Origin of the sequence: Thermotoga sp. KOL6 (genome assembly GCF_002866025.1) — a bacterium.
Classification (GTDB): Bacteria; Thermotogota; Thermotogae; order Thermotogales; family Thermotogaceae; genus Thermotoga.
Map to the genome: position 1 here is coordinate 773,404 of NZ_LNDE01000001.1, position 21,761 is coordinate 795,164.

17 protein-coding genes, 1 CRISPR repeat array and 1 riboswitch are annotated in these 21,761 nt (G+C 42.1%); of the genes, 12 read left to right on the plus strand and 5 right to left on the minus strand.

The genetic code is table 11. From position 1 onward, the window contains the following. Positions 1–56: 56 nt before the first annotated feature. The 9 genes from AS005_RS04060 (at position 57) to AS005_RS04100 (ending at position 11,569) form a co-directional block, all read left to right on the plus strand. A complete protein-coding gene (locus AS005_RS04060; protein ID WP_101510374.1) occupies positions 57–1,790 on the plus strand; it encodes a DUF4896 domain-containing protein in 1,734 nt (577 codons plus the stop codon). Next, a complete protein-coding gene (locus AS005_RS04065; protein WP_101510375.1) occupies positions 1,787–4,288 on the plus strand; it encodes a sugar ABC transporter permease in 2,502 nt (833 codons plus the stop codon). Before AS005_RS04060 ends, AS005_RS04065 begins: the two co-directional genes overlap by 4 nt. Then, complete coding sequence (gene aglB, locus AS005_RS04070) at positions 4,285–5,706, plus strand: cyclomaltodextrinase (RefSeq protein ID WP_101510376.1); 1,422 nt, start codon at positions 4,285–4,287, stop codon at positions 5,704–5,706. The genes AS005_RS04065 and aglB overlap by 4 nt, the downstream gene beginning before the upstream one ends. A 152-nt stretch (positions 5,707–5,858) precedes the next feature. After that, positions 5,859–7,301: an alpha-glucosidase AglA gene (gene aglA / locus AS005_RS04075; RefSeq protein ID WP_101510377.1), complete on the plus strand. Its 1,443-nt coding sequence runs from the start codon at positions 5,859–5,861 to the stop codon at positions 7,299–7,301. Between the two features lie 56 nt (positions 7,302–7,357). After that, positions 7,358–7,479, plus strand: a riboswitch (FMN riboswitch). 64 nt (positions 7,480–7,543) lie between these two features. Then, positions 7,544–8,590: a bifunctional diaminohydroxyphosphoribosylaminopyrimidine deaminase/5-amino-6-(5-phosphoribosylamino)uracil reductase RibD gene (gene ribD, locus AS005_RS04080; RefSeq protein WP_101510378.1), complete on the plus strand. Its 1,047-nt coding sequence runs from the start codon at positions 7,544–7,546 to the stop codon at positions 8,588–8,590. Next, positions 8,575–9,147 (plus strand): riboflavin synthase, encoded by a 573-nt coding sequence (locus AS005_RS04085; RefSeq protein WP_101510379.1) that lies wholly within the window; start codon positions 8,575–8,577, stop codon positions 9,145–9,147. The genes ribD and AS005_RS04085 overlap by 16 nt, the downstream gene beginning before the upstream one ends. Continuing rightward, complete coding sequence (locus tag AS005_RS04090; protein ID WP_101510380.1) at positions 9,122–10,288, plus strand: bifunctional 3,4-dihydroxy-2-butanone-4-phosphate synthase/GTP cyclohydrolase II; 1,167 nt, start codon at positions 9,122–9,124, stop codon at positions 10,286–10,288. Before AS005_RS04085 ends, AS005_RS04090 begins: the two co-directional genes overlap by 26 nt. Beyond that, entirely contained in the window at positions 10,285–10,791 is a 507-nt protein-coding gene (ribH, locus tag AS005_RS04095; RefSeq protein WP_101510381.1) for a 6,7-dimethyl-8-ribityllumazine synthase, read from the plus strand. The genes AS005_RS04090 and ribH overlap by 4 nt, the downstream gene beginning before the upstream one ends. Further along, positions 10,757–11,569 (plus strand): hypothetical protein, encoded by an 813-nt coding sequence (locus AS005_RS04100; RefSeq protein ID WP_101510382.1) that lies wholly within the window; start codon positions 10,757–10,759, stop codon positions 11,567–11,569. Before ribH ends, AS005_RS04100 begins: the two co-directional genes overlap by 35 nt. Before the next feature lie 15 nt (positions 11,570–11,584). Here AS005_RS04100 and hflC read toward each other — a convergent pair whose 3' ends face one another. From hflC to guaA, 4 genes are read right to left on the minus strand one after another with little or no spacing between them, the layout of a single operon-like run. Then, positions 11,585–12,436, minus strand: coding sequence for a protease modulator HflC (gene hflC / locus AS005_RS04105; RefSeq protein ID WP_101510383.1), 852 nt, complete (start codon positions 12,434–12,436; stop codon positions 11,585–11,587). Continuing rightward, positions 12,433–13,359, minus strand: coding sequence for an FtsH protease activity modulator HflK (gene hflK, locus AS005_RS04110; protein WP_101510384.1), 927 nt, complete (start codon positions 13,357–13,359; stop codon positions 12,433–12,435). The genes hflC and hflK overlap by 4 nt, the downstream gene beginning before the upstream one ends. Positions 13,360–13,371: 12 nt before the next feature. Further along, positions 13,372–13,995, minus strand: a complete 624-nt coding sequence (locus tag AS005_RS04115) for an N-glycosylase/DNA lyase (RefSeq protein WP_101510385.1) — start codon at positions 13,993–13,995, stop codon at positions 13,372–13,374. Positions 13,996–13,999: 4 nt separating this feature from the next. After that, the gene (gene guaA / locus AS005_RS04120) at positions 14,000–15,505 is read right to left on the minus strand and encodes a glutamine-hydrolyzing GMP synthase (RefSeq protein WP_101510386.1); all 1,506 of its coding nucleotides are present in this window, start codon (positions 15,503–15,505) and stop codon (positions 14,000–14,002) included. A gap of 111 nt (positions 15,506–15,616) precedes the next feature. On the opposite strand from guaA, the gene AS005_RS04125 reads away from it, so the two are divergent. Genes AS005_RS04125 through AS005_RS04135 form a run of 3 tightly spaced genes read left to right on the plus strand, consistent with a single transcriptional unit; the run spans position 15,617 to position 19,265 of the window. Next, positions 15,617–16,132 carry a chromate transporter gene (locus AS005_RS04125; RefSeq protein WP_199203831.1) on the plus strand — a complete coding sequence of 172 codons (516 nt, stop codon included), beginning with the start codon at positions 15,617–15,619 and terminating at the stop codon, positions 16,130–16,132. 3 nt (positions 16,133–16,135) lie between these two features. After that, a complete protein-coding gene (locus AS005_RS04130) occupies positions 16,136–16,636 on the plus strand; it encodes a chromate transporter (RefSeq protein WP_101510387.1) in 501 nt (166 codons plus the stop codon). Positions 16,637–16,667: 31 nt separating this feature from the next. Continuing rightward, positions 16,668–19,265: a valine--tRNA ligase gene (locus AS005_RS04135; RefSeq protein WP_101510388.1), complete on the plus strand. Its 2,598-nt coding sequence runs from the start codon at positions 16,668–16,670 to the stop codon at positions 19,263–19,265. A gap of 83 nt (positions 19,266–19,348) precedes the next feature. Here the strand turns inward: AS005_RS04135 and AS005_RS08785 are convergent, their stop codons facing one another. Then, positions 19,349–19,804: a hypothetical protein gene (locus AS005_RS08785; RefSeq protein WP_145998121.1), complete on the minus strand. Its 456-nt coding sequence runs from the start codon at positions 19,802–19,804 to the stop codon at positions 19,349–19,351. Between the two features lie 80 nt (positions 19,805–19,884). After that, positions 19,885–21,516: direct repeats of the CRISPR family, unit length 30 nt; unit sequence GTTTCCATCCCTCTAAGGAAGTATTGAAAC. The last annotated feature ends 245 nt before the right edge of the window (positions 21,517–21,761 follow it).

A 21,761-nucleotide genomic window follows, 5' to 3' on the forward strand; every position in this document is an offset into this window, starting at 1 on the left:
TCCCCCTCTTTTTAAAAGTTTTATTTAATAAGCCCACCTGAGGAGGTCTGATTACTGTGAAAGGAGTTTTAAAAGCATTTCTAATATTATTTCTAGCAGTTTTCAACGCAGGCATGGTGTGGTCTGGTGTTTTTTTGTTTCAAAATGCCTATTATGAACTGGGAATCGTTCTTTTGACTCTCCTTGTGTTGATAGATTTCTTCATTTTCAATCCCAAGGCTTATCCCTATAGATACACTATTCCTGCGTTGATACTGCTCTTTATCCTCGTTCTTTATCCCATCTACTTCACAGTGAAGATAGCTTTTACAAACTATGGAACGGGTCACTTGATGACCAAACAAGAAGCAGTCGAAAGACTCCTTTTCGATCCGAACTTCACGTACGTTCCAAAAGGCGTTCAACCTATTCCTTACAGGGTTTTTGCCGTGTTCGATGGCTTAAAGCCAACGGAAGATTTTCTCATTCTATTCGAAATCGATGGGGCACTTTATCTATCTGAAAAACCCGTTGTGACAAAGAAAAGCGGAAAGGAAGTTCTTTTGAGAGAATCCACTCTTCATCGAATAGAAGACGGCACCGTTCAGCTTGATAGTAAAACGTACGAGATCGTTCCGTGGCCTTCATATTTCGAAAATATAGACGCGATAACTGCAAATGGAAAAACTTACAAACTCCTCTACTCTCCCGATGATGCATCCTTGAAAAGATACGAACCGTTCTTTAAAGTAAACATCGCACAGAAATATTTGAACAGGGCAGAACTTTGGTATGGAGATCAAACCCTTATGATGAGAATAAGTGAAAGCGGTAAATGGTATTTTTATCCTGTGAAAAGACTCTATTCACTATCTTTAGAGGAGTCTTTTGAAAATGGAAAAGTAACCACAAAACTCGTTGTCAAAAACAATCTCACCGGAAGAAATCTCGTCGAAAGGGAAGGTGCTTTCTACGACTACGACGAAAATGGACGGGAAACTTTCGTCGTTGGATACATGGATTACATAGGCTTAAAAAATTTTGCCAGAATATTCACCGATCCCAAAATTTCTGGACCTTTCTTCAAAGTTTTCGTGTGGACTTTCACCTGGGCTGCTTTGAGCGTCTTGTTCACCTTCGCGATCGGCTTGTCTCTTGCTTTGGTGTTGAACGATAAAAGCCTTTTGGGTAAAAACGTTTACAGAACGCTATTGATTATTCCCTGGGCTGTACCTGCTTTTATCTCCGTTCTAGTTTGGAGGAACGGTATGTTCAACGAAACTTATGGTATCCTGAATCGTTTCGTTTTGCCACTCCTGGGTCTCGATCCTATAAAATGGTTCAACGATCCTTTCTGGGCGAAAGTGGCCGTTCTCACTGTGAACACATGGCTTGGTTTCCCTTACATGATGGCAGTATCACTCGGAGCTCTTCAGAGTATCCCAGAGGAGTTATACGAAGCTGCAGCAATAGACGGCGCCGGAAAATGGAGAAGATTTTGGACAATAACGTTTCCCCTTCTGATGACCACCGTGGCACCCCTTCTTGTTGGAAGTTTTGCTTTCAATTTCAACAACTTTGTTAACATATACCTTCTCACAGGTGGAGGACCGGCTATGGCAGGTGCCACAACACCAGTAGGTCACACCGACATTCTCATCTCCTACGTTTATAAACTTGCCTTCGAAGGTGGAAGAGGACAGGACTTCGGATTTGCCAGTGCGATATCCATCATCATATTCTTCCTCGTCGGTGGAATAAGTTTTGTAAACTTCAAACTCTCTGGATCATTTGAAGAGGTGAGTGAATGATGGTGCGAAAGAAGAGTAGATGGCTAACCCATGTTCTACTGGTAATCTTGATAATCGTCGTTCTTTTCCCAATCGTATGGGTTGTTTCCACTTCGTTCAGAAGGGACGAAGCTGCTTTCTCACCAAAACTCTTTTCTTCGCGTCTTACACTTCAACACTACAAAGATTTGATCGCTCCGGAGAAGAATTTGCCCGTTCTCGTTCAAGAAATGCAAAGTCTCGTTTCCAGGGCAGAACCGTTCAACAAAGTCTCGAGAGAAAAAGCAGAAGAACTGATAGAAGATAGAATAAAAAAATTCGAAAACTACCTTAACGAAACGGAAGAACTCATACAAGACTCTTACGATGCGTATTCCAAAATATCAAATGCGCTCTCTGAAAGAATAGAGGATGTTAAGTTACATATATCCAGCGTTTTAGAAAAAATAGAGGATACCACCAAAAAAGAATTGGAAAAATCTCCAATACCCGAAACTAGGAATCTCTCTATCGCTATTTATGAGAAACTCAACGGCAAAAGCATTCGGACTACGGAATACCGAGCTTTGAAAGATGATCTGGAAAGACTGGTAGGTTATCCGGTTGATGATACCTCTAGCTTCAAGGAGGCTTTGTTTGATCTCGAACTCATTTACAACAGAGAAATTGGATTACTCAAGGATGACCTGAAAAAACTAGAAGGAGAGATTTCCACCCTTCAAAGCGAGTTGTCCAAATTCGAAAGGCAAAAACTCGAGGTTGAGGAAGAAATCATTGAAAGGCAAAAGATCCTGAACGTGTTGAAGCCCGATGTAGAATCCGTTGTCAGTATTCTAAAGGACCTCGAAAGAATGCTCCAAAAAATTCAAGAAAGCGAAGTAGAATCAACTTTCTCATACGATGACGCAACTTTGAGAAATTCCCTGTCAACTTTGATTCCAAAACTCAAAGCCATTTACACAAAAATTTCTGGCTATTCAGATTTAGAGGAACTTTCGTTCAAAATCGAAGAGATGACAAACCTTCTAGAAAGAATGGCAAAATTACTCGAGAACGATGAAAACCTAACAAAAAAAGTGCTTTACAAAAACTTCGTTCAGTCCTTCGGAGAAGTTGTACCCACTGTGGAAGGAATAATAGAAAAGTTGGATGATGGAATAGAGGAATTTATCAACAAAGCGAAGAAACTCAAAAGCTTAAACAACGAAATCGTTTTTTTGAAAGCCAAAATCGAAGGTTTGCAGAAAAAAGTTAGATTAATGGAGGAAGCTCTCTCTGAGAAAGAACAAATGGTGTCTCAAGCAAAACGATATGTAGATTTAAAAGTTTTTGTGCTCTCTTTAGAGGAAAAGAAGGACACCCTTGAGAGTATAAAATCTTTCAACAACGCAACTCAGATAAAACTTCTTTCTGTGTACAAAGTACCTAAAGGGTTTGTAAGCTATTATATTTCCGAGCATGGAAACGATGACTTCATAGGGAAAATAAGAGAGATGACCAAGAAACTCTCCTGGGTAGAAGATTATAGGGAATTCAGTCGAAGAATGGAAACGGGATACAAAAATGCACTGAAAGTTTTAGAAGATTCAAGAAAAGTGCTCAATGATTTCAAAAACGGTTATTCTGAGCTTTTAAACCTCTCGTTCAAAGGTGTGTTTGTCTCTTCCGAGCATCTTCAAATGTTGTACGATCTTGTGAAAATGGATTTTGTTCAGAAAGTTTTGACAAATACCGCTGTTGCTTCTAGGAAAGCGGGCACACTTATGGATACCTTTCCACTGAAAGAGTTGAAAGATGATTTCAAGAAAATAGATGGGAATCTTTATAGGATCGCTCAAATGTGGGAACAAAAGACGAAACACTATTTCTTGAGGTGGGTAATGAATTCGGTGATTGTGGCCGGCCTCGTTTCTCTAATCACAACCACTGTTTGTGCACTCGCAGCGTATCCGTTCAGTAGAATGAGGTTCTGGGGAAGACAGTATGGTATCATGGCGTTGCTTCTCATACAGATGTTCCCCGCAATAATGTACATGGTCGCTATATATGGACTTTTGAAACTCATAGGTCAGTTCTTGCCTTTCCTTGGGTTAGATTCTCTCGGTGGTTTGATTTTCGCTTATCTGGGTAATATAGCTTACAATATGTACCTCATAAAAGGCTTCTACGACACCATCCCTTCATCGCTTGAAGAGGCAGCAATGATCGATGGCGCAACTAGATTTCAAACCTTCTACAAAATCGTTGTTCCACTAGCCCTCCCAATACTTACGGTTATCGTGATATTAACTTTCATCGGCACCTTTAACGAATTCGTTCTTGCAAGAATAATCCTTCAAGATGTGAAAAATTATACCTACGCACTAGGACTGTGGACCTTCTCAACAGGTGCCTACGAAACAGAATGGGGACTTTTCACTGCTGCTGCACTTTTGGGAATGACACCTATGGTGATACTCTTCCTCTCACTCCAGAAGTACATCGTTGGTGGCCTGACAAAAGGATCGGTGAAAGGATGATGTATCCGATACCGAGCTGGGTCTACGATAGCGTAATTTACCAGATATTCCCGGATCGATTCTTCATAGGAAAGGGAAAAACAGTTGAAGACAAGAAAGATCTTTACCTGAATCGGGGAGGGACAATAGAAAAGTGGGGAGTTCCTCCCCAGAAACTTCCCAAGGCAGCTCATGTAAGAGTTTTCTATGGAGGAGATCTTTGGGGTATCGCAGAAAAAATAGATTATCTAGAAGAGCTTGGTGTCAACGGAGTATACCTGACACCCATTTTTCTCTCGAACACGAATCACAAGTACGATACCATTGATTATTTCAAGATAGACCCACAATTTGGTGGAAAGAGAGCTTTTCTATACCTCGTGAAGGTGCTACATCAAAGAAACATGAAACTCATACTCGATGGGGTTTTCAATCACATAGGAAGCGAACATAAGTGGTTCAAAAAAGCAAAAAGGAGAGATCCAGAATATGTGAACAGATTCTTCCTCTACAAAGACAAGCACAGATCTTGGTTTGATGTGGGGAGTCTTCCTGAACTCAATGTGGAAGTTGAAGAGGTGAAAGAATACATATTGGAAGTAGTTCAACACTACCTAGAGTTGGGTATAGACGGATGGAGACTGGATTGTGGTCATGATCTTGGGCCAACAGTGAATCTGTGGATAAACATGAAAGTCAAAGAATTCTCAGCAGAAAAATATCTGGTGAGCGAGATATGGACTTACCCCGAGGGATGGGAAATGGTCGATGGATTGATGAACTACAATTTCAGAAGTCTCGTTTTAAGCTATGTCAATGGAGAGACAGATTCTATAGGCTCAAAGCTCAAAAGAGTTTACGAAAGCACCAAAAACATCTTTGGATGCTGGAATATGCTCGACAGCCACGATACACCGCGACTCGCTACGATTGTTCCGGACAAAGATCTTAGAAAACTTGCCGTGGTTCTTCAATTCACTTACCCGGGAGTCCCTCTCGTTTATTATGGAACAGAAATAGGTCTTACTGGTGGAGAGGATCCCGAATGTCGCGCAACAATGGAATGGAACAGAGAAAAATGGGATCTAGATCTTTTTGAGTTTTACAAAAAGATGATCAGATTGAGAAGGAAAGATCCAGGTTTGAGATTCGGAGAGTTCATACTCCTCGAAGAAAAACCACTCGCCTTCCTGAGAAAAGCTCCTCACCCTCTTCAAGACACCATTGTGATCGTGAATCCGGGTTGCGAAAAAAATGTTGTTCTCTCCATTCCTGACGGGAAAATTATGAATGCCACACCTCTTTTAGATTTGTTCACAGGAGAAACATTCCACGTCGATGGTGGGGTCACAAAAGTTCATGTTCCGGAAAGATCTTTCAGAATACTGAAGCCCGTTGATCTAAAAGTGGGGAAATACAGACTCTACAAAAGGGTTTAAAAAGAATTGAGACACTCGAGCCGGTTCGATCACCATTTTCTTACATCCAGAAGCGACTAGCAGGTGAAATTCTGACGATCTGTGTTTGTTGCAAAGAGATGTTTTCATGTATAGTTTACTAGGTAGCGAATATTCAAGAAGGAGGGTTACAAATGCCGGCGGTGAAAATCGGAATTATCGGAGCAGGAAGCGCTGTCTTTTCATTGAGACTTGTGAGTGACCTTTGTAAAACTCCCGGACTTTCAGGTAGTACCGTGACACTCATGGATATTGATGAAGAAAGGCTTGACGCTGTTTTAATACTCGCACGAAAGTACGTCGAAGAAGTAGGAGCAGAGTTAAGTTTCGAAAAAACCACGAATCTCGATGATGCAATAGTTGATGCAGATTTTGTGATAAACACCGCCATGGTTGGTGGCCATACGTACTTGGAAAAGGTCAGAAAGATAAGCGAAAAGTACGGCTACTACAGGGGAATAGATGCTCAGGAATTCAACATGGTTTCCGATTATTACACTATCTCAAACTTCAATCAACTCAAATACTTTGTTGAAATCGCTAAAAAGATAGAAAAACTCTCTCCAAAAGCTTGGTATATTCAAGCAGCGAATCCTGTTTTTGAAGGAACAACTTTGGTAACAAGAACCGTTCCTATAAGGGCGGTGGGCTTTTGTCATGGGCATTATGGAGTGATGGAAATAATAGAAAAGCTCGGCTTGAATCAAGAAAAAGTGGACTGGCAAGTTGCGGGTGTGAATCATGGCATTTGGTTGAACAGATTCAGATACGAAGGAGAAGACGCTTATCCTCTCCTTGATGAGTGGATAGAAAAGGAATCGAAAAATTGGAAACCCGACAATCCTTTCAACGACCAACTTTCTCCAGTTGCGATCGATATGTACAGGTTCTACGGTATCATGCCGATAGGTGATACGGTGAGAAACGCTTCCTGGAGATACCATAGAGATCTTGAAACCAAGAAAAAGTGGTATGGAGAACCTTGGGGTGGAGCAGACTCCGAAATAGGGTGGAAATGGTATCAAGATACACTTGGAAGGGTCACAGAAGTAATGAAGAAAGTGGCAAGATTTGTCAAGGAAAATCCAAATATCAGCCTTACTGATCTTAAAGACCTACTGGGTGATAACCTCTCTGAAAAGCAATTTGTGTTGGAGATCGAGAAGATACTAGATCCAGAAAGAAAAAGCGGAGAACAACACATTCCATTCATCGATGCTCTGCTCAACGACAACAAAGGAAGATTCGTGATCAACATACCTAACAAAGGGGTAATTTCTGGTATCGATGATGACGTTGTCGTAGAAATCCCCGCTGTCGTCGATAAAGAGGGAATACATCCGGAGAAAATCGATCCTCCTTTGCCAGAAAGAGTCGTGAAATACTATCTGCGACCAAGAATTATGAGGATGGAAATGGCGCTCGAAGCTTTTCTTACGGGTGATATAAGGATTATAAAAGAGATACTCTATCGAGACCCCAGAACGAAAAACGATGAGCAAGTGGAGAAAGTACTCGAAGAGATATTGTCTCTACCCGAAAACACGGAAATGAGGAAACATTATCTGAAAAGATAATTTCATCTTTTCGAAATCAAAAATCGATACAATGGAAAAAACTAAATATTAAAAAAGAACGCTCTCGGGGCAGGGTGGAATTCCCGACCGGCGGTGAAAGCCCGCGAGCCCCTCTTCAGGGGTTGACCCGGTGGAATTCCGGGGCCGACGGTAAAAGTCCGGATGGGAGAGAGCGTGGAGTGTAAAACCAATTAGGGGCCCGAGAGGGGCCTCTTTTCTTTTGATGAAAGGGGTGTGAAACTGTGTACGAATCTTTCATGAAAAGAGCAATAGAACTTGCCAAGAAAGGTCTCGGGAGAGTAAATCCCAATCCACCTGTGGGAGCCGTTTTGGTGAAAGATGACAAGATCGTATCAGAAGGCTATCACCCCTATTTTGGAGGCCCGCACGCCGAAAGAGTAGCGATAGAAGAAGCTAAAAGAAAGGGAATAGATCTTTCAGATGTTACTCTTATAGTCACTCTTGAACCATGTGATCATTATGGGAAAACCCCTCCGTGTACCGATTTGATAATCGAAAGCGGAATAAAAAAAGTCGTTATAGGTATGAGGGATCCCAATCCTATTTCAGGGAAAGGAGTAGAAAAGCTCAAAAGAAATGGCATAGAGGTAATAGAAGGGGTCCTGAAATCCGAAGTTGAAAAAGTATGTGAGTTCTTTCTCACTTATGTATCCAAAAAAAGGCCATTTGTTGCTCTAAAATATGCTTCAACTCTGGATGGAAAGATCGCAGATGTGAATTCTCACTCCAAATGGATTACTCAGAAACTAAGACATAAAGTTCAAGAGATGAGAAACATCTATTCGGCGGTGCTCGTTGGCGCCGGAACTGTTTTAAAAGACAATCCGCTCCTAACATGCAGACTCAAAGATGGAAGAAATCCAACACGTGTGATTCTCGACAGAAAAGGATTCCTGAGTGAGAAAAATTTCAGAGTGTTTGAAAGAAACGCAAAGATCATAGTGTTCACTGAGAACGAAAGAGCAAAATACCCAGAACATGTGAAGAAAGTTCTCATGGATTGTTCCACTGAAAACATTTTGAGAACACTTCACGATGAAGGTATAGATTCCCTTCTCGTTGAAGGTGGTGCAAAAATGTTCAGTGAATTTGTGAAACATTGTGATGTGATTTACGCTTTCTACTCGACCAAAGTATTTGGAAAAGGAATCGATATCTTTCAGAATGTTCTCGCTACCGTGGAAGATCCTCCTAGGTTCAAGATTTCCCATATTGAACACCTGGATACAGAACTCTTCATGGAGTTGAGACCATGTTCACAGGGATAGTACAAAAAGTGGAAAGAGGACTACTGAGAGACAAAAGACTCTTTTTCAAAAAGACATGGGAAATTGAGATAGGAGAGAGTATCGCCGTGAATGGAGTTTGCTTAACGGTGACTGGCGTCTCAGAAGATGAGTACTGGTTTGAGTTGGGAGAAGAAACGAAAAAACGAACCAACCTCGCGGTGAGTGAATACTACAATCTCGAAAAGTCTTTGAGAGTAGACGGGAAAATTGATGGTCATCTCGTGACTGGCCATGTAGATGGAACGGTTAGATTCTTGCGGAGCGAAAGACACGGAAACAGCTATTTTATGTTCTTTTCCTTGCCAAAAGAAAGGTGGGCAATAGTTCCGAAGGGATCAATTGCTTTAAATGGAATAAGTCTAACGATCGTCGATGTTTCATTCGATACGTTCTATGTTCAGGTGATACCTCATACGTTACAAAATACGAATTTTAAATTCCTGAAAACCGGTGACCCAGTCAATTACGAAATCGATATCATCGCTCGCTATTTGAAGGGAGTGATAGAAAATGGAAAAATTGAAGGAAGCTTTTGAGAACAAGAAACCTGTTATTCTCCTCGACAGAGAAAGAGAAAACGAAGCAGATTTCATCTTCCCAGCTCGAATTATCACGCCAGAGATAGTCAATCTGTTCGTCTCCTACGGGAAGGGACTTTTTTGTGTAACCGTAGACGAGGAAGACCTCTTAAAAAGAGGTTTCCCGAAGCTTCCCAGTAACTACAACGCCAATTATTTCCTCTCCGTAGACTGGGGCACTGGAACGGGAATTTCCACAGTCGAAAGAGCAGAAACATGCCGGAAAGTAGCTGAAGGGCGGTACTTCTACGAGTTTCGGTATCCTGGTCATGTTACCGTGATCGGTGGTGTGGGGTTTCAGAAAAGGCGAGGACACACAGAAGCTTCACTGGAGATCGCGGAAATGGCTGGATACACAAGACACGCTGTAATCGTAGAGATTCTCGACGATCATGGAAATTCACACAACTTGGAACACGTTACCTACATTGCGAACAAACTTTCCATTCCGATGATCGAGATGAAAGACGTTTGGATTGAATTTGTAAGTAGGAAAGAGTTAATAACGGTGAAAGCAGAGGCATTTCTCCCAACAAGTTTTGGCGAATTCAAAATCGTCTCGTTTGAAAACCTCCTAGATGGAAAAGAACATTTTGCAATTGTGAAAGAACCGTTCGTTGAACCTGTACACGTAAGAATTCACTCAGAATGCGTAACTGGAGACGTTCTATCATCGCTCAGATGCGATTGTGGTTCGCAGCTTGAAAGTTTTCTAAGACATCTTTCAAACCAGGGCGGTGTGTTGATCTATTTGAGACAGGAAGGAAGAGGCATCGGTCTTTCAAATAAAGTGAAGGCATACCGTTTCCAAGATGAGGGAATGGACACTGTGGAAGCTAACAAAGCTCTGGGGTTTTCAGAAGATGAAAGAGACTACGCCGCGGCTGCCCAAATCTTGAGGGCTTTAGGAATAAAGAATGTGATTCTCCACACCAACAATCCGAGAAAGATACAAGAACTAGAGAGATACGGAATCGAAATCGCAGGAACAAGGAATTTGTATGGGAGAGTAACGGAATACAACAAGTTTTATCTGCTTTCCAAGATGGTAAAGCTCGGCCACAGATTGGAAGATGCTCTTAGGGAGGTGTTTCAATAATGGTGATTCAAGGCGGTTACAACGGAGAGGGCCTGAAAGTAGCCATTGTAGTTCCAAGGTTCAACGATCTTGTCACATCCAAACTTCTTGAAGGAGCGTTGGATGGCCTTATGAGACACGGAGTGTCAGAAAAAGATATCACTGTTGTGAAGATCCCAGGAAGTATGGAAGCGATTTACACCTTGAGAAAACTCTTAGACCTCGAACTACACGATGCTATAATTGTTCTCGGTGCTGTGATAAGAGGTGAAACGTATCATTTCAACGTTGTAGCAAACGAGATAGGAAAAGCAGTGGCACAATTTAATATGAAATCCGATATACCCATAGTATTCGGTGTTCTAACCACCGACACTTTAGAGCAAGCTCTCAACAGAGCAGGAGCCAAAAGCGGAAACAAAGGATTTGAAGCCGCAATGGTGGCGATCGAAATGGCAAACTTGAGAAAACAACTCAGGAGGGACCTCTTTGAGACATCTAATAGCAACGGCAGGGAACGGTAGGATAGAGAATTTTCTAAAAAATGACTGGTACAAATCACTCAAAGAAAACGTCGATTTGTCGAAGACAGATGTTTTAGTCATAGATTACGGATTGAACAGTGTACCCGAAGGAGTGATCGTTTTCAAAGCTGTTGAGCGTGATGGTCTCATAAACAACACGAGGTTTTTAAATCTCGCCCTGTTCTTGGAAGAACATCCCGAATACGATCAAATCCTTTTTTGTGATGGTGGAGATGTGATCTTCCAGAAAGATATATCTCACCTCTTCGAAGAACACAGAGATTCTTTTCGCGCGGTCATAGAACGATTGAGCCCTCCCATAGATCTTCTCGTGAAAGAGGAAGACCTCATAGATGGAGAGGAAATAAAATCTTTTCTCTCAAAAAAAAGGCTCTTCAACGTTGGGGTGATCTTGGCTCCAAGAGATGGATTTCTCAAATTAGCAGCTGAGATGAAGAAACGATTGAGAAACATGAATGTTTGGGGCGGAGACACCGTGATAGGGAATTACGTGATTTACAAGAATCGTCACGTTGTACTTCCACCGAAATACAACTTCATTCCATCAACAGCTCGCGAGAGATTCTATGTTAAGAACTCAAAATTCTATCTCTGGAATGGTGAGTTGATACCGATAGTCCACAACGCAGGAAGGTACAAAGTTTTAAGGCCTATTGTTAACTTTGGATACGGCGAAGGAAAAAACAAGATAAACAGAATAAACGTATGGCTTTTCAAAGTGTTGTTCAGCTTGGCAAACTTGTTCAAAAGAAAATGAGGGGGCTGGCCCCCCTCATTTCGATATCAAGTATCTCAACGCATCGAGTTCGTCTCCCACAAGTAGGATACCGCCCTCGATAGATTTGTAAACCTCCATGGTTCTCCAAAATTCGTAGAAATCCTTATCCTTCGAGAAAATCTCTGCGTATATCTTCACCGCACTTGCCTCTCCCGTACCCTTTATCTGCTCTGCTTTACTCTGCGCCTCTGCTATTAAGACCTTGGCCGTTTTGTCCGCCTCTGCGCGTATTTTTCTCGCTTCTTTTTCACCCTCTGCTCTGATCTGGGCTGCGATACTGTACCTTTCTGCCCTCATTCTTTCATACACAGCCGCTTCGTTTTCCTCTGGAAGATCCGCATGTTTCACCCTTACGTCCACCACCTCTATTCCGAATTCCTTGAGATCTTCTCTGGAGAGTTCCGTCACTTTCTTCAGAAGATCTTCTCTCTTTTCAGAAATGATTTCATCGAAATTTGCTTTCGCGAAAATGTTTCTGACGTGGGAGTACACAACGTCGTCGATTCTTGGAAGGGCGAGATTGACGTTCTTCAAAGATCTTATGAACGCTTCCGGATCCTTTATCTTCCAGAGAACATAAGTGTCTATCACAAGAGTTTTCTTGTCCGCAGCTATGATCTTTTCTGGCTCTATGTCGTACAAAAGAATCCTTTTATCGAAACGAACGACGTTATCAACGAACGGCTGTTTGAAATGAACGCCTGGCTCCGTCTCAACCGCCACAATTTTTCCGAATCTGAGCACCACTGCCTGTTGTGTCTGATCCAACACGTAAAAAGCCGACGAAGCAAGAATGACACCAATTACTATCAAAACGATGAGGAGAGATAAAACCCACACCTTCATTTTCCCATCTCCTTTAAAATATCAGAGATGTTCAACACGTTCAAAGATCCCGCGTTACCGACAAAAATGATCTTGTTTTGAACTTTTTCAAGAATAGACTGAAGGGCATCCAAGAGCATTCGCTTCCTTGTGATATCCGGTGCTTTGGTATACTCTTCCAAGATTTCATCGAATCTTTTTGCCTCACCAAGAGCCTTCAAATAAACTTCCTGAGCGTAAGCTTCCGCTTGCCTCAATATCTCCTGAGCCTGACCTTGTGCCTTCGGAACTATGTCGTTGGCATACTTCCTCGCCTCGTTTATAAGACGCTCCTTGTTCTGTCTGGCGTTGTTCACGTCATCAAAAGCATTCACTACAGGCTCCGGGGGTACGACCTCTTGAAGGTACACGTTCTCAATCTTTATTCCGCAATCGTAAGAGTCCAGAATCTTTTGAAGCATTTTCGCTGTTTCAAGTCCAATTTCGTCTCTTCCCACGGTGAGAACATCGTCTATGTTCCTCATGGCAACTTTTTCCCTGAGAACAGATTCTGTGGTGAATCTGACAATTGAATCTGCCTCGGTTATGTTGAACGCGTACGCAACAGGATCTTTCACTCTGTATTGAACCACCGCCTCAACGCTGACGAGATTGTTGTCACCAGTTATCATGATGGATTCTCCTGGAACAGATTCGTAGCTAATTCTATCTCCTCTCTGAACGCTTCTGAAACCTATCTCTATCTTCCTAACCGTCGTGACATCCACTTTCACATGCGATTGGAATGGATAAGGTAGATGATAATGAATCCCAGAGGGAACAACCGCCGTAAATTTCCCGAAAGTTTTGAGAAGGGCAACCTCAGATGGTCCCACTTGATAAACGCCGGTTAGAAAGTACACTGCCAGAATCACTCCGATGATTATCCACACATACTTTCTCACTCTTTCACCTCCTCATTTGTCAACTTTCTTCTTCACAAGATACCAAAGATAAAGATCGAGTTTCCCTAAAGGTTCACCGAACTCTCTTGCCACTTTTCTCAAGATGTCCTCTGCGTACAGATACCTTTTTTTACTCCATCCTTTCGGAATTTCGTGAATCAGCCCGTGATTTTTCATTAATCTCAAAACGTGTTTGTCCAAGATAGCAAGGTCCTCCACTCCTGTATTTCTGAGAAAATGACTCGCTTCCTTCCAACCTATACCTTTCGCACTTTTCACCAAGAATTCCCGAGAAAGAAAAGGATCTCCCTTTATGAGATCTCGAAGTCTGCCGATCAACCACCGGTTTCTCACAATGAACTCTGCCCTTTTCTGGGGATATCGATGCCCCACTTCCCTCAATGCTTTTTCGAGTTCTTCTTGTGACATATAGACAAATCCCTTTCCAATTTTCCCTTGTGCTTTTATTCCCCCTTCTGCGCTCCAATTTGCGGTGAGTACACAAAAGGAAAGTTCGCAAAATAAATCTTCCTCCGTTCCGCTCTCACCAAGTTTCTTGAACTCCTCAAATCTCTTCTCGACTAATAGTCTTGCTTCTTCACGAATCTTTTCAAGCTCTGTCAAAAGTGACTGCATCTCATCACTCCCATTCGATAGTCGCGGGAGGTTTAGAAGTTACATCGTAAACCACTCTTCCTACTCCTTCTACTTCCCTTGTGATCCTCCTTGCCACTTCGTCCAACACATCGTAGGGTATTCTGGACCAATCCGCAGTCATTCCCTCCACACTGTTGACAGCCCTGAGAGCTATCACATATTCGTAAGCTCTGGCATCACCCTTGACACCCACACTCCTTATTGGAAGGAGGACAGCGAAAGCTTGCCAGACCTTATCGTAATAGTTATATTTCCTGAGCGTTTCTATGAATACGTAATCTGCTTCCCTCAACATTTCTAGTTTCTCCTCTGTTATCTCCCCCAAAACTCTCACTGCAAGACCGGGACCAGGAAAGGGATGCCTGTTTATTATGTGGTCCGGTATTCCGAGATATCTTCCTACTTTTCTCACCTCGTCCTTGAAAAGATCCCTCAAAGGTTCTACAAGTTTCAGATTCATCTTTTCGGGAAGCCCTCCCACGTTGTGATGGCTTTTTATCTTTGCCGTTGTTTTCCCAGATGCGGCACTTTCTATAACGTCTGAATATATCGTTCCCTGCACAAGGAATTCCACATCATGCTTTCTCGCTTCTTCTTCAAAAACCCTTATGAATTCCTCCCCTATGATTTTTCTCTTCCTCTCAGGATCCGTTACTCCTTTCAATCTCTCCAAAAAACGTTTCCTCGCGTCGATTACCACTAGATTCATATCGAAATGTTTCTTGAACACTCGTTCCACTTCTTCCCTTTCTCCCTTTCTCAAAAGACCGTGATCCACAAAGACACACACAAGATTTTTTCCAATAGCTCTGTGTGTGAGAACGGCAGCCACCGAAGAATCGACTCCACCCGAAAGAGCAAGAATTGCCTTTTTTCTTCCCACGGTCTCCCTTATTTTCCTTATTTTCTCTTCAACAAGATCACCTATTTTCCAATTCTTCTCTAACTTACACACCCTGAACAAGAAGTTGGAAATCATCTTCTCACCGAACTCAGTATGATGTACCTCGGGATGAAACTGTAAAAGCCAAAATCTCTTGCCATCCGTTGCGCCAGCTATAACGCCAGTTTCAGAAAAAGCTATCGGATGAAACCCCTCCGGCAACCTCACCACTTCATCCCCGTGACTCATCCACACATGAACTCTTTCCGGTATCCCTTCGAAAATCGGATCATCAGATATCTCCACGAGAGTTCTTCCGTATTCTCCCTTCCCTCTCTTCACCTCTCCGCCGAATTCTTTCACCACCAACTGCATACCGTAACAGATGGCAAGAACGGGTCCTTTATAATCCTTGAACCACTTTGGAAGATTCGGAGCATCTTCCTCATAAACACTCCTTGGCCCTCCCGAGAGAACAACAGCATCCACCTCAGACAAGCTAACTTCATCGTCAGGAAAAACTACTTCGGAGTACACTTCGTTTTCTCGGATTCTTCTTGTGATCAATCGGGAATACTGAGAGCCGTAATCTACCACAAGAACCAACTCTATCCCTCCCTGGCCTTTTTAATTCTATTAAATCATATTCAAATTTAACTTAAAGGAAATTTGTATTGAAAAAAGAGAATTCTAAAATCAACACTGGAGGTGATTTGATTGGTGATGAAACTTTTCTTTCTTTTTCTCAGAATTTCCGCTTTAACAATCGGTGGAGGATACGCTATGATTCCAGTGATGAAGTGGGAGTTGGAAAAATCAGGGCTTTTGACAGAGAGAGAATTCTTTCGAATAGTTGGAACCGCACAGGTTATACCCGGACCGATTGCTTTCAATACTGCCGTTTTAGTCGGAAGAAGATTGTCGGGTCTTCCTGGAGCCGTCGCGTCCGGTACAGCCGTTATCTTACCACCTTTCTTCGCAATCATCTTAGTTGCCGAGATTCTTAGATCACTCTCTGGGAACGTTTACGTTCAAGGCTTCCTCAAAGGAGCTTACGTTGCCATAGTGGGACTGGTGGGAAGTGTGTTGTTTCGTCTCGTAAGAAATCAGCGCTGGAACTTCTTGAGAATCACCTTGGTTTCACTATCTATAATACTCCTTATTTTGAACAGCTCCCTGGTTATATTGGTGGTTATTCTACTTGCCTTTGCGCTTTATATGAGGGAGGGTTAAATCTTGTGGAAACTCGTCATCGTATTTCTAAAAGTGGGCTTTCTCTCGTTTGGTGGAGGATGGGCAATAGTAGGAGTGTTAAAAGAGGAGCTCGTTTCAAAAGGATTTCTCACACTCGAAGAGTTTTCCCACGCCGTTTCTATCGCTCAGATGACACCTGGCCCCGTGGCGATAAATCTTGCCACTTACACCGGATACAAATTCTTCGGTTTGATCGGTGCCATCTTGAACACTCTTGCCTTCTTGATAGCCCCGATTTTGGTACTCTCCATTGCTACGATACTTGGAAGATACGTAAAAATCACAAGAAGAAAATTGATGAAAGCCTTAGAAGGAGTTACAACAGCACTGATGACCGTTACTCTTTTCTCCTTGACTACCACAATCAGAAATCCCTTGATGATCCTTTTCTCCATCGTTGCCTTTTTGTGTTCCTTCACAAGAGTTCATCCTCTGATAATCATATTCGGCTGTGGCGTTGTGGGAGCTTTGCTCAGGTTTTGATAAAATATCTCAAGAGAAGGAGGTGCTGAGGGTGGCAGAATTAACTACCAGATACAATCCTGCGGAGATAGAAACAAAATGGTACAAATACTGGTTAGAAAGAGGATATTTCACTCCAAAGGGAACGGGAGAGAAATTCTCCATAGTGATTCCACCGCCCAACATCACTGGAAGAATCCATATGGGACACGCTTTGAACATAACGCTTCAAGATATCGTTGTTCGCTACAAAAGAATGAAAGGCTTCGATGTCCTTTGGGTTCCCGGGGAGGATCACGCCGGTATAGCCACTCAAAACGCGGTAGAAAAATTTCTCCTGCAAACTCAAGGAAAAACTAGGGAAGAGATAGGAAGAGAGAAATTTCTTGAGATCACCTGGGAATGGGCGAACAAATACAGAAAAGAAATCAGAGAGCAAATAATGGCGCTCGGCGCTTCCGTAGATTGGACACGCGAAAGATTCACGCTTGATGAAGGTCTTAGTAGAGCTGTGAGAAAGGTTTTCGTGGAACTTTACAAAAAAGGACTCATATACAAAGGAAAATACCTGGTAAACTGGTGCCCAAGGTGTAAAACCGTTCTCTCCGATGAGGAAGTGGAACACAAAGAGCACCAGGCAAAGCTCTATTACGTGAAATATCCTGTGAAAGATTCCGACGAATACATAGTGATTGCCACCACAAGACCAGAGACAATGCTGGGAGACACGGCCGTTGCGGTACATCCCGAAGACGAAAGGTATAAGGGCTTTGTTGGAAAGATCCTCATTCTTCCACTCGTCAACAGAGAAATACCTGTCATTGCTGATAAATACGTCGACCCGAAATTCGGTACCGGTGCCGTGAAGGTAACACCCGCACACGACCCGAACGATTATTTAATCGCTCAAAGACACAATCTCCCAATGATCGAAATATTTGATGATAACGCGAGGATAAATGAAAATGGCGGGAAATACAAAGGGTTGGATAGATACGAGGCGAGAGAAAGGATCGTCAAGGACTTGGAGGAGAAAGGTTTTTTGATGAAGGTGGAGGATTACACTCATTCGGTGGGGCACTGTTATAGGTGTGATACCGTTATAGAACCAAAACTTTCCGACCAGTGGTTCGTGGCCACCAAACCACTCGCAAAGAAAGCCATAGAAGCCGTTGAAAAGGGAGAAGTGAAATTTTTCCCAGAAAGGTGGACGAAGATATACCTGAACTGGATGTACGAGATCAGAGATTGGTGCATCTCCAGACAACTCTGGTGGGGCCATAGAATCCCTGTGTGGTACTGTCAAGAATGTGGTCATATGAACGTTTCCGAGGAAGACGTAAAAAAGTGTGAAAAGTGCGGATCCACCAATTTGAAGCAAGACGAAGATGTACTCGATACGTGGTTCTCTTCCGCTCTGTGGCCATTCTCCACTCTCGGCTGGCCAGAAGAGACGGAGGATTTGAAGCGTTATTATCCAACAGATCTGCTTGTTACCGGTTTTGACATCATCTTCTTCTGGGTTGCCAGAATGATAATGATGGGATACGAATTCATGAAAGACAAACCTTTCAGTCACGTTTATATCCACCAGCTCGTCAGAGACAAGTACGGAAGAAAAATGAGCAAGTCCCTCGGAAACGGAATAGATCCCCTGGAAGTGATAGACGAATACGGAGCGGATCCTATGAGGTTCACTCTTGCCATTCTCGCAGCCCAAGGAAGAGATATAAAACTAGATCCCAGATACTTTGACGCTTACAAGAAGTTTGCAAACAAGATTTGGAACGCTACAAGATTCGTTCTCATGAATTTGGATGACTACGATAAAGTACCTCTCCAAAATCTAAAAGAAGTAGACAAATGGATTCTCACACGACTCAACAAGACAGTTGAAGAGGTAACAAAAGCACTGGAAAGTTATGATTTCAACATCGCTGCAAAATCCATATACAACTTCTTCTGGGATGAATTCTGCGATTGGTACATAGAGGCATCGAAACCAAGGCTCAAGACAGAAGAAAGAAAGCTCGTCCAAACAATTCTTGTGAAAGTCTTAGACACTTCTTTGAAACTGCTACATCCTTTCATGCCGTTCCTCACAGAAGAACTATGGCAGAAACTCCCAGTGGAAGGAGAGTCTATAACAATAGCGAAGTGGCCTGAAGTGGAAAGAGAGTTCATCGATGAAGAGGCAGAAGAATCTTTCAAAAAACTTATGGCCATCGTGCGCGGTGTGCGGAACGTAAGGGCAGAAATGAACATTCCCCAGTCCAGGAGCGTGAAAATTTTCATAAGAGGTTGGGAAGTTTCGGAAGAGACAAACCTTCTCTTAAAGACATTGGGCAACATAGAGGAGATTTCCTTTGTCTCTGAGAAGCCTTCGAAGACGGCAACGGCATACGTGGAAGAAACTTTGGAAGTCTATGTGGATCTCGGCGGACTCATAGATTTCGACAAAGAGAAAGAAAGGTTGAAGCAAAACATGGAGAAGTTCAGAAAAGAGATCGATCGACTCGAGAAGAAACTTTCCAACAAAGATTTCTTGGAAAAAGCACCAGAAGATGTGGTTGAAGAAACCAAAGAAAAACTGAACACTTACAAAGAAAGGTTATCCCGCCTTGAATCGATATTGAAAGACTTAGAATGAAAAAGAGGGGCTGAAGCCCCTCTTTTTGTTACTGCGATGCTTTCATTTTTCTCTAAAAACAGAATCACATTCTAAAATGGTTATCACTGCTGATACGTGATAGTTAAGTGCAAACCATGTTCATAATTCCACAACTCTAATTTAGTTACTTCGACAAAAAGAGGAATAACGTTTTCTCCTAAATCTATATAGGCAGTTTCATACTTAGATGTGCCAGGCAGTATGCTGAAATCGCCATGGCTTCCTGATATTTTCGTAATTTCTGTTCCGGACTGGCAAGTAACTATAAAGTACACTGTATAAATATCGATTTCGTACTTTCCAGTGTTTGTTATCTTATAATCAACTTTTGCGGTGTTAAGATAGTCATCAAAAGTTAATTCTATTAACTCGATTTCAGCGTCAAGATCGCGGTTGACTTGAGCTGAGGTCGAGGAAGAACTCGTAGATGAAGAAGGTCCAACACAACCTTCAAGTAAAAACACAACCACCACAAAGATCATCAGATACACGTACACACTCTTCTTTCTGAGTTTCACTTTCTTTCCCTCCCTTTTCAAATGGTTTTGTAGAAATTTGGCAAAAAAATAAGGCCGCTTCAAGCGGCCTGATATTAGTTCCTTATAACCCTCCAAGGAAATATTGAAACAAAGAAGCGAAAAGCATCGGAGAGTTTTGGAAATTGTGTTTCCATTCCTCTAAGGAAGTATTGAAACGACACGAAGACCTCGCAAAGATCGTGTCAAATCTTCTGTTTCCATCCCTCTAAGGAAGTATTGAAACTTTTTGGAACTCTCAAAACTTTATTGATCACTTCATGTTTCCATCCCTCTAAGGAAGTATTGAAACGAGAGGGCGACGGGTTTATCCCACTCGCCGTCACACAGTTTCCATCCCTCTAAGGAAGTATTGAAACACAGTTAACAATGGTATTCTAACAATCACTGTTATATAGTTTCCATCCCTCTAAGGAAGTATTGAAACTTTGGTTGAATATGTATGTGGGACTTATGACCAACCGTTTCCATCCCTCTAAGGAAGTATTGAAACACTTAGCTGAAGGGGGTTGTTAAAATGCCAGGTTCAGTTTCCATCCCTCTAAGGAAGTATTGAAACTGTAATTTAACGCTCAAAGACGAGTTAGACGATATTTGTTTCCATCCCTCTAAGGAAGTATTGAAACTGGTGTAACTCATCTCTGTTAAAGCATCTCGAAACTGTTTCCATCCCTCTAAGGAAGTATTGAAACTTGAGGGGGGTGAATGTTGTGAGGTTGGTGGTTGCGTTTCCATCCCTCTAAGGAAGTATTGAAACTAAGGACTTTCTAAGGGAGAGAAAGGAGGTTAAACTAGTTTCCATCCCTCTAAGGAAGTATTGAAACAAGGGAAGCGATCGTTGGAGTGAGCTTCACATGGAATGTTTCCATCCCTCTAAGGAAGTATTGAAACGATTACCCTGTAACGATATACATGTATTACATCAGGTTTCCATCCCTCTAAGGAAGTATTGAAACTGGGTAAAGTTTGGAGGGAACTGATAGGAGAACAGGAGTTTCCATCCCTCTAAGGAAGTATTGAAACTTAAACGATCTATCGAATGTAGCTGATACAATAATCTGTTTCCATCCCTCTAAGGAAGTATTGAAACGTGTCAAATCGCAGTCAAACACCATCGGGAATCCTCAGTTTCCATCCCTCTAAGGAAGTATTGAAACCAAAGCGAGAATCAGAAAGTAAGGGCAAAAAAGAATAGTTTCCATCCCTCTAAGGAAGTATTGAAACGTGTCAAATCGCAGTCAAACACCATCGGGAATCCTCAGTTTCCATCCCTCTAAGGAAGTATTGAAACTGGGTAAAGTTTGGAGGGAACTGATAGGAGAACAGGAGTTTCCATCCCTCTAAGGAAGTATTGAAACTTAAACGATCTATCGAATGTAGCTGATACAATAATCTGTTTCCATCCCTCTAAGGAAGTATTGAAACTAAAGCTACCTAGATAGAATCCTTGATCAAAGGCTTGTTTCCATCCCTCTAAGGAAGTATTGAAACCGCATTTTGACGATGGGACATATCAGGTAGTCTTCAAAGTTTCCATCCCTCTAAGGAAGTATTGAAACTGCGATTATTTTCCACAACTTGAAGCTCAATACAATTGTTTCCATCCCTCTAAGGAAGTATTGAAACTCTTCTAAACATCAGAATTAAAAGTGCAATTGTTAACAGTTTCCATCCCTCTAAGGAAGTATTGAAACCCATCTGATTCGTAAGAAATTATAGAACATAGATGAGTGGGAAGTCAAGGGAAGAAGGAAAAAAAGGACAAAGTGGGAAGATGAGACACAAAAACAAAAGATGATACCGGAAGTTGTATGTGATGGCAAAATTGAATAATGGAATACGAAGCGAATATCCTATCACAAGAGATAAAAAACACTATGAATTATCAACACCTAAAACAGGCTGTTTTTGTTCAAAAAGGTCTCTTTCAAAAAAGTTC

What these genes read in the sequence shown, in the direction of transcription:
- AS005_RS04065 (WP_101510375.1), top strand. Translation starts at nt 1,787, where the DNA reads ATGATGGTGCGAAAGAAGAGTAGATGGCTAACCCATGTTCTACTGGTA.
- aglB (WP_101510376.1), top strand. Translation starts at nt 4,285, where the DNA reads ATGATGTATCCGATACCGAGCTGGGTCTACGATAGCGTAATTTACCAG.
- aglA (WP_101510377.1), top strand. Translation starts at nt 5,859, where the DNA reads ATGCCGGCGGTGAAAATCGGAATTATCGGAGCAGGAAGCGCTGTCTTT.
- AS005_RS04085 (WP_101510379.1), top strand. Translation starts at nt 8,575, where the DNA reads ATGTTCACAGGGATAGTACAAAAAGTGGAAAGAGGACTACTGAGAGAC.
- AS005_RS04090 (WP_101510380.1), top strand. Translation starts at nt 9,122, where the DNA reads ATGGAAAAATTGAAGGAAGCTTTTGAGAACAAGAAACCTGTTATTCTC.
- hflC (WP_101510383.1), bottom strand. Translation starts at nt 12,436, where the DNA reads ATGAAGGTGTGGGTTTTATCTCTCCTCATCGTTTTGATAGTAATTGGT.
- AS005_RS04115 (WP_101510385.1), bottom strand. Translation starts at nt 13,995, where the DNA reads ATGCAGTCACTTTTGACAGAGCTTGAAAAGATTCGTGAAGAAGCAAGA.